Source organism: Arsukibacterium sp. (assembly GCF_033722355.1).
Taxonomy (GTDB): Bacteria; Pseudomonadota; Gammaproteobacteria; order Enterobacterales; family Alteromonadaceae; genus Alishewanella.
Genome location: NZ_JAWVZF010000156.1, coordinates 1 through 6,352, shown reverse-complemented (window position 1 = coordinate 6,352; position 6,352 = coordinate 1). Strand labels below are relative to the sequence as shown.

At 50.6% G+C, this 6,352-nt stretch carries 6 protein-coding genes; 4 read left to right on the top strand and 2 right to left on the bottom strand.

Annotated features, from left to right (window positions below; all coding sequences use genetic code 11):
* Positions 1–199 precede the first annotated feature (199 nt).
* The gene (locus R3177_RS12245; RefSeq protein WP_318971313.1) at positions 200–889 is read right to left on the bottom strand and encodes a helix-turn-helix transcriptional regulator; all 690 of its coding nucleotides are present in this window, start codon (positions 887–889) and stop codon (positions 200–202) included.
* A 263-nt stretch (positions 890–1,152) separates the two neighbouring features.
* Positions 1,153–1,617: a CreA family protein gene (locus R3177_RS12240; protein WP_318971312.1), complete on the bottom strand. Its 465-nt coding sequence runs from the start codon at positions 1,615–1,617 to the stop codon at positions 1,153–1,155.
* A gap of 197 nt (positions 1,618–1,814) precedes the next feature.
* Here R3177_RS12240 and R3177_RS12235 point away from each other — a divergent pair, with 197 nt between their 5' ends.
* From R3177_RS12235 to R3177_RS12220, 4 genes are all read left to right on the top strand, one after another.
* Positions 1,815–4,196, top strand: a complete 2,382-nt coding sequence (locus R3177_RS12235; RefSeq protein ID WP_318971311.1) for a heavy metal translocating P-type ATPase — start codon at positions 1,815–1,817, stop codon at positions 4,194–4,196.
* A 10-nt stretch (positions 4,197–4,206) separates the two neighbouring features.
* Positions 4,207–4,605 carry a Cu(I)-responsive transcriptional regulator gene (cueR, locus tag R3177_RS12230; protein ID WP_318971310.1) on the top strand — a complete coding sequence of 133 codons (399 nt, stop codon included), beginning with the start codon at positions 4,207–4,209 and terminating at the stop codon, positions 4,603–4,605.
* Positions 4,606–4,620: 15 nt separating this feature from the next.
* Entirely contained in the window at positions 4,621–5,832 is a 1,212-nt protein-coding gene (locus tag R3177_RS12225) for a mechanosensitive ion channel family protein (RefSeq protein ID WP_318971309.1), read from the top strand.
* The coding region (locus R3177_RS12220) for a GNAT family N-acetyltransferase (protein WP_318971308.1) at positions 5,832–6,352 on the top strand (521 nt) is incomplete at its 3' end. The genes R3177_RS12225 and R3177_RS12220, both read left to right, overlap by 1 nt.

Sequence of the window (6,352 nt, the reverse complement as noted above, 5' to 3'; positions counted from 1 at the left end):
TATCGTGCCCTCCAGACTGAGTTAAACCAGAATGCTGTTGCTGAGTATAGAACCTGCATAACCAGAACGTACAACTTTGCTAAACAGATCGGATATCACTGATGTTTATTTAATAAATGAAACAAGGAGGGGCGCCAGTAAGGACTGGTGGTTTGCTTTATTTATTGCAGAGAAAGCCAGAGATTAACAGTGTAATGTCCTAGTCTATAGCGTTTTTGAGTTTATAAATTAGTGGCCTTAACAGGCATTCGGCAACAACCGCCGCATATAACCAAAGTATTGTCAGCACATGCAGCCCAGCGAAAAACTGACTGGTGTTGGCTGAAGCAGCATAGATATTAAACAAGCTGACCAGACCGATTAAACTGCCTGTAGCGGCGGCACCATAGCAATTCTTATATATGTAGCTATAAAGCTTTACCAGATCACGGGTAGCTTGCTGCTGGTATAGTTGGGAGCTTGCTAAATACTTTAACCCGGTAACAGCATTTACCAAGCCATTAAAGCCAAAACAAACGAGCGTTGATAGCGTTAAAAAGCTGGTTATGATGATCAATGACATCATATCCAAATAAATATAAAGACTACTGCCAGAAGCCTGCCCCATCAGACCTAATAGCGCGGTGATCGCGATTATAAATAGTAGCAACCGGCTTATCACTGTGGTGCGTTGCCATCTGGCTTGAACAGGATCAGCATTATGCTGTAGTTGCTCTGCACTAATATTTAATGTAGCGCAAAGGGCATGTAACGATTCAGCCGAGCCTCCGCCTTCACGCTCTAGCCGTTGAATAGTGCGCAAACTCAGTCCTGATTGTTTAGCTAATAACTCCTGCGATAGGTTACTCAGTAGCCTGAACCGTTTTAGTTTTTCAGCAGAAATATCCATAATCAACACAACTGATTTAAATGATACTGAGAGTTAACCAAGCTCTGCTTTAAACTGCAAGTTATGACTTACGCCAAACATCTGCCAAAATGCCGCCATTCTTTATTTCGCATCCTAACGCCACTTTTTTGTTTGTCGAATATAACACTCTTCCTCACTCGCCGGGGCAACTCGCCCATTGCCCTCCGGCAGGGCTCAGACACTCCCCGGCTCCTTCAAAAGAGGTTCTATCCTATTTAGGAAGAGCTTAGCGATAATCTTAATTAATTCATTATTTTCGCGGCGTTATAGGCTTGGGTTCCCCATAGCGGCACTGTCGATAAGCTGTGTTTAAAACTGCCGGAGGTTTCCTTGGTGGAGTAAGACAGATACATCAGGGTTTGGTTTTCTGAATCGTAAATCCGGCGGATTTTCATCGTTTTAAAGAAAATACTTTTGGATTTGGTAAACAGCACCTCACCGTTTTTGCTCTTATCTATTTTGGCAATCATCTCCTGGGTAATCGGGCCCGTCTGGCGACAGGCAATGGAGCTGTCAGACGGGTCGGCAAAATCGAGGTTAGCTTCAATGCTCGAGACATGGCAGGTTACCCCGGTTACCAGTGGATCGTTAAACGCATCAAGCTTAATATCCTTAGTGGTAAATACCCCGAGGGATACATCACCAACTTCGTTTTTGTTGCAGCCGGCCAGCAGCACTAACAGTAAAGCACAGTAAATCGGGCGCATGGTGACGTCTCCTTCAGTTTAATCTGCTAATACTGCCACGTTCTGCGCTTAAAAAGCCACTTTAGTTCAGGGGGGACTGTCAGAGCGGTAGAATCAATGCTGTTTCAGCTTAATTTCTTTTCATACTTGACCTTGCCATAATGGTAAGGTTTAGCCTTGCTGTATCTGATAACCAGCGCAATAACGGTGAAATTAACATGGCAGAAACAATGCAAATGGTCATAAAAGGCATGAGCTGTGGCTCCTGCGTAAACCGGATTGAAAAAGCCCTGCTGGCGGTTGACGGGGTAGCAGCAGTCAGCGTTAATCTGGCCACAGAAACCGCAACGGTGACAGGCGATGCAGACTTCAGCGCTATCCGCTCTGCCATAGATGCAGCCGGTTATACCTTGGATGTTGAAAAGCGCCAGTATGCGGTAAAAGGCATGACCTGTGCCTCGTGCGCTGCCCGGGTGGAGAAAAGCTTGCTCAAGGTGTCCGGGGTGCTGGCGGCTACTGTCAATCTGGCAACCGGGCAGGTTAGCCTGACCCTGCAGCAGGATACGCCCGCTGCTGATCTGCAACAGGCAGTCAGTGCGGCAGGTTATGAATTACTGCTTAGCCAGGCTGCTGCGAACACAGCAGAAAAAGCCGACATCCCTTTTTATCAGCGCGATAGCTGGCCGGTGGTCGGATCGGCAATACTGACCATTCCGCTGGTGCTGCCGATGCTGGGTATGCTGTTTGGCGCTGACTGGATGTTGCCGGCATTCTGGCAGTGGTTATTGGCGACCCCGGTGCAGTTTTATTTTGGAGCCCGGTTTTACCGGGCGGGCTGGCAGGCGCTAAAAGCCGGTAGTGGCAATATGGAGTTATTGGTCTCACTTGGCACCAGTGCCGCTTATGGTTTGTCAGTTTATCTGTGGTTAAGCTTTAATGGCCATGCCAGTGCCAATCATGGCAGTGCACCGCATCTTTATTTCGAAACCAGTGCTGCGGTACTGACGCTGGTACTGCTGGGGAAGTTTTTAGAAAAACGCGCCAAACGGCGTACCATGGATGCGCTTCGGGCGCTGGAAAATTTAAAGCCGACTACAGCAACGGTCTGGCGTCACCACGGCTGGCAAACTATCGCAGCGGCAGAGCTCAAGCGTGGTGATAAAGTGAAAGTATTACCCGGCGAGCGTATTGCGGCAGATGGTATCGTGCTAAGTGGCAGCAGCCATGTCGATGAAGCCCTGATAAGTGGCGAGAGTATTCCACTGACGAAACAGCAGGGCGATCGCGTTACCGGTGGCGCAGTAAATATTGACGGTATGCTGGAAATAGAAGCCTCAGCCGTCGGCGCCGGCTCGACGCTGGCAAAAATTATTCAGTTGGTTGAACAGGCCCAGGGTGCCAAGGCCCCGGTACAGGCATTGGTGGATAGGATCAGCAGTATCTTTGTGCCTGTGGTATTGGTGGTGGCGCTCGTCACTGCGATGGTTTGGGGACAACTGTTTGGCGATTGGCAGCAGGGCATTTTACACGCTGTAGCGGTGCTGGTGATTGCCTGTCCCTGTGCGCTCGGGCTTGCCACGCCTGCAGCCATTATGGCCGGCACCGGTACTGCTGCACGCCACGGTATTTTAGTTAAAGATGCCATTGCCCTGGAGCAGGCGACCAAAATTGATTATGTGATATTTGATAAAACCGGCACTCTGACTGCAGGCAAACCCGAGCTGATGCAGTTAACCGCAATTAAGGGTGATGAGCACGAGCTGGCTGAACTGAGTTACGCTTTATCCCAGCACAGTGAACATCCGCTGGCAAAAGCAGTGATAAGCTATGCTACAGCGCACAACGTGGCGCTGCAGCAGGTTAGCCATTTTAAGGTGGTGGCCGGTAAAGGGGTAACCGCCTACGTCGGCCCACGGCAGATGATGCTGGGTTCCGGCCACTGGATGGGCGAGCTTGGCCTGTCGTTGCCCACTGAAAAAATTGCAGTACCGGGCGCATCAGTATCCTGGCTGGCAGAAAAGTCTGATGCCGGAATATGTTTGCTTGGGCTTTTGTGTTTTGCCGATCAGGCTAAAAATGATGCCAAAGCCGCCGTGCAAAAATTGCAACAAAGTGGCATTAAAGTCGCGATGCTCACCGGCGATTCCGGCGCCAGCGCCGACTATATTGCCAGACAGCTTGGGTTGGATAACTATCAGGCCGAGATTTTACCTGAAGGAAAGGCGAAGGCCGTTGCCAGCTATCAGCAGCAGGGCTATAAAGTCGCAATGGTAGGTGATGGTATTAATGATGCGCCCGCTCTGGCGCAGGCTGATTTGGGTATCGCCATGGCTACCGGCACCGAGGTAGCGGTCAGTGCCTCTGCTATAACATTAATGCGTGGAGATCCGACACTGGTGGCCTCGGCCCTGACGCTCGCTGATGCGACCTATCGCAATATTCAGCAAAACCTGTTCTGGGCTTTCGCCTTTAATACAATCGGCATACCCCTTGCGGCGATGGGCTTTTTAAACCCGGTTATTGCCGGCGCTGCCATGGCCTCCAGCAGCGTGCTGGTCGTGACTAATGCACTGCGCTTACAGCGCATGTCGTTCAGATAAGGATATAACCATGTTATTAACCATTGGTGATGCCGCTAAAGTCAGTGGCTTATCTGCGAAAATGATCCGTCACTATGAGCAGTCTGGCTTGCTACGCAAAACATCACGTACCGATGCAGGTTACCGGCTGTACAACAGTGAACAGATAAATCAGCTGCGGTTTATCCGACAGGCTCGTAATCTGGGGTTTTCATTGCAGGATATTCAGTCACTACTGGCACTGTGGCATAACCCCGAACGGGAAAGCCGGGCAGTAAAGCAGTTAGCAGAGCAGCATCTTGCTGAAATAGCAGAAAAGATTGCCGAATTGCAGCATATGCAGCAGGTGCTTACCACGCTGGCCGACAGTTGCCGCGGTGATGGCAGCCCGCAGTGCCATATCTTGCAGCAACTGGCCAGGCCGCAGTAACTGGCGCTCTGAGCTGTGCCGCGCCTAAGTATTACCCTGACCCTAAGCTGCAAAACGTCAGGCCATGCGCCGGCCGGATTGCTATGTCGTGATGATCTGTTAGATTATCAGGAAACCGGTAACCATTGGGTGGGCAAGATGATGGAGCAATTGATCAGGGACGGTCTGGTGCAGTGGGCGACTGCCGCGATACAGGCGTCAGTTGCCATGTTAGTGGCCTTTGGCTTTTATAAAGGGCTGGTTTTGTTAATTGCCCGGTTGTTTAAGCCGGAATCTGCCACCCGGATTTTCTTTAATGCCTCCGCACGGGCGCTTGGCACGACATTAGTACTGATAGCGTTGTACAGTGTGCTGAATTCCGTTCCCGAAGATCTGCCGCTGCTGGCACCAGTGCAGCACATAACCAAGCTGCTGCTGATTATGTCGTTATCCTGGACCGCGGTAAGTTTTACCTCAGCCATTGGCGATGTGATTGTCATGCTGAACCCCGCCTTTGAAAATGAATGGAAGCATGCCCGCAAGGTAGAAACCCAGACCCGATTTTTTGTGCGTGGTTTAAACATTGTTATTGTACTGGTCGGCGTGGGGGCTGCGCTGATGACCTTTGAAAACGTCAGCACCGTCGGCTCAAGCCTGCTGGCCTCAGCCGGGATTGGCGGTATTATTCTTGGCTTTGCTGCCCGCCCGGTGCTGAGCAACCTGCTGGCTGGTATGCAGATTGCGATTACCCAGCCATTTCGGATTGATGATGCGATGTATGTCCAGGGTGAGTGGTGCTGGGTGGAAGAGGTCACCGCCACTTATGTGGTGCTGCGGGTATGGGATTTGCGCCGGCTGATCGTGCCCCTGCAATGGTTTATTGAAAACCCGTTTCAGAACTGGTCAAGGAATACCTCAGATCAGACCGGCAGCGCGTTAATCTGGGTCGATTATGGTATTCCAGTTGCTGCACTGCGCCACGAATTCAGCCGGCTGCTGCAGGCCACCCCCGACTGGGATGGCGTCACCCAGTCAGTTCAGGTTGTTGAAGCGGGTGAAAAAGCCATGCAAATCCGTTTTCTGCTAAGCGCGAGAAACTCCAGTACCCTGTGGAATTTAAGGTGTTATGTGCGCGAGGGAATGATCGATTTTATTCAGCAGCACTATCCTGATTACCTGCCAAAACACCGGGCTGAGCTGACAGGAACGACAGTGCCGGCTAAAGAACTCCAGGATAGCAAAACATAATGACAATTATCGCTGAAACTGACCGGTTGCTTATTCTTCATTTTACGCTTGAGGATGCCGACTTTATTGTGCAGCTGCTCAATGACGAGTCCTTTATTCGTTACATTGCTGATAAACAGGTGCGAACTGTCGCCGATGCCGTTAAATATTTAACAAGCGGGCCCATTAACAGTTATCAGACTTACGGCTTTGGCCTGAATATGGTGCTGCTAAAAAGCGCGACGCCGGGTGCAGCGGCTGATTTGGCCACCCCGATTGGGATGTGCGGTTTACTTAAAAGACCTGAGCTCAGTTTACCTGATTTGGGCTTCGCCTTTTTGCCGGCATATCATGGCAGGGGCTATGCGCTCGAAGCGGCCCGGGCAGTGCTGGCAGCCGCCGTTAACGCAGATGAAATCAGCACTGTGCTGGCGGTAACCAAACCCGAGAACCTGCGCTCGGCTATGCTGTTAGCCAGGTTAGGTTTTACGTTAACCGGCACCATTTCGCTTTATGGCCTGAACAACAATTTATATCAGTA

Coding starts and splice junctions, on each gene's coding strand:
- cueR (WP_318971310.1), top strand. CDS start 4,207: ATGTTATTAACCATTGGTGATGCCGCTAAAGTCAGTGGCTTATCTGCG.
- R3177_RS12235 (WP_318971311.1), top strand. CDS start 1,815: ATGGCAGAAACAATGCAAATGGTCATAAAAGGCATGAGCTGTGGCTCC.
- R3177_RS12245 (WP_318971313.1), bottom strand. CDS start 889: ATGGATATTTCTGCTGAAAAACTAAAACGGTTCAGGCTACTGAGTAAC.
- R3177_RS12240 (WP_318971312.1), bottom strand. CDS start 1,617: ATGCGCCCGATTTACTGTGCTTTACTGTTAGTGCTGCTGGCCGGCTGC.